The sequence below is a fragment of the Bartonella sp. AA168HLJHH genome (assembly GCF_042197365.1).
Lineage (GTDB): Bacteria > Pseudomonadota > Alphaproteobacteria > Rhizobiales > Rhizobiaceae > Bartonella.
In genome coordinates this window covers 1-1,581 of sequence record NZ_JBHIRS010000060.1, presented here as the reverse complement: position 1 = coordinate 1,581, position 1,581 = coordinate 1, and the positions used below count along the sequence as shown (strand labels likewise).

Sequence of the window (1,581 nt, the reverse complement as noted above, 5' to 3'; positions counted from 1 at the left end):
CACCATCTGTTGAACGTAAAGTTGCATCAGATCTTTAAATAAGCGGGAATTGAAGGGGACAACACATGAGTGATAAATCAAGCATCGAAGATCGAGGATCTATTGGGGATGGCAAAAATAATACATCAAAATCGGATACAAAAAAAATAATCATTATTATAGCTTTTGTAGGATTTTGCGCATATGTGCTTTGGAATATATTTTCAACACCACCAACATCAAAAGACACGGCAAATATTCATAAAAAACAAGACTTTAATAACTCAGTTACTCCCTTAGAATTAGTTTCCGCTGAATCACAAGCAAAAATTGCTCCAATTACACTACCACCCCCAGCGAAAAACCCAGAAAAAATAGTTGAACATGATCCTTTACTTGATGCAGCACAACGTGCTCCCGTATTGGCTTTTACGAGCAATACCCCCCCTTCTTCAACTCAAATGTCGAGAAATAACTATAGTAATAATATAAGTGAAACTCCTAATAATGATTCACAAAGTTTTTCCTCACTTCTAAAGCCTACAAAAATAGAAGGTACAAGAGCTGGGATCATGGGAAATAGAAACTTTATCATCGCCATGGGAACTTCTATCCCCTGTATCTTAGAAACGGCATTAAACAGCGACCAACCAGGCTTTGCAAGCTGCATCATCAACCGTGATATCCTCTCTGACAATGGGCGCGTTGTTTTGCTTGATAAAGGAACCCAAGTCGTTGGAGAATACCGAGGAGGGCTTAAAAAGGGTCAATCTCGCCTCTTTGTGCTCTGGACAAGAGCAAAAACACCAACCGGTGTCATCATCAATCTTGCATCTCCCGCAACTGACAGTTTAGGTAGAGCTGGTTTTGACGGCAACGTCAACACCCATTGGTGGGAACGCTTCAGTTCAGCATTATTACTCACCGTTGTTGATAGCGTTACAACAAACCTAACCAATAAAAAGAAAGGCAATTCTAACTCAAGTGGTGGTTTCAACAGCTCTGAAGCAAGCAATATCGGAAAAGATACAGCCACCGTTGCCCTTGAAAATCAAATCAACATCCCGCCTACCCTAGAAAAATTTCAAGGCGAACTCGTCAACATCTTTGTAGCAAGAGATCTCGATTTTTCATCTGTCTATAAACTAGTAGTAACAAGCAAAAGGTATCACTCTACTCCCAGCTATTCCTTTTTTCATTAAGCCAATAAAGTCATATTATGCCATCAGCAAAAAATGCAGAACGAGCCTCCATCGTTTTAACAAAATTAAAGATCTTAGATGACTTCCTCAATGATGAAAATTTATTTGAAATTGTTGTCAATCGCCCAGGCGAAGTAATTGTTGAAGGTCCAAATGGTTGGCAAACCCACACCATACAAGAACTAACCTACAGCGAACTAGAAGGGATTGCGAAAGTTGTTGCTGCCTACACAACACAAAAAATTAGTGTAGAAAATCCCGTTCTCTCCGCAACACTGCCAAACAACGAACGCATACAAATTGTTATGCCTCCAGCTGTTGCAGCCAATACCATTAGCATGACCATTCGTAAACCTTCATCACGCACTTTTTCTCTTGAAAGTTTACATGAAAACAATCT

The 1,581-nt window shown here is 39.7% G+C and carries 2 protein-coding genes; both read left to right on the top strand.

Going from position 1 to position 1,581, the window contains the following annotated elements:
- Positions 1 to 65: 65 nt before the first annotated feature.
- Entirely contained in the window at positions 66 to 1,181 is a 1,116-nt protein-coding gene (gene virB10 / locus ACFINM_RS09720) for a type IV secretion system protein VirB10 (protein WP_375634898.1), read from the top strand.
- Positions 1,182 to 1,198: 17 nt separating this feature from the next.
- Positions 1,199 to 1,581, top strand: a 383-nt coding sequence (locus ACFINM_RS09715) for an ATPase, T2SS/T4P/T4SS family (RefSeq protein ID WP_375641293.1), incomplete at its 3' end; no start/stop codon positions are given.

Excerpts from the sequence above, each read along its gene's own strand:
- virB10 (WP_375634898.1), top strand. The coding sequence starts at position 66 with ATGAGTGATAAATCAAGCATCGAAGATCGAGGATCTATTGGGGATGGC.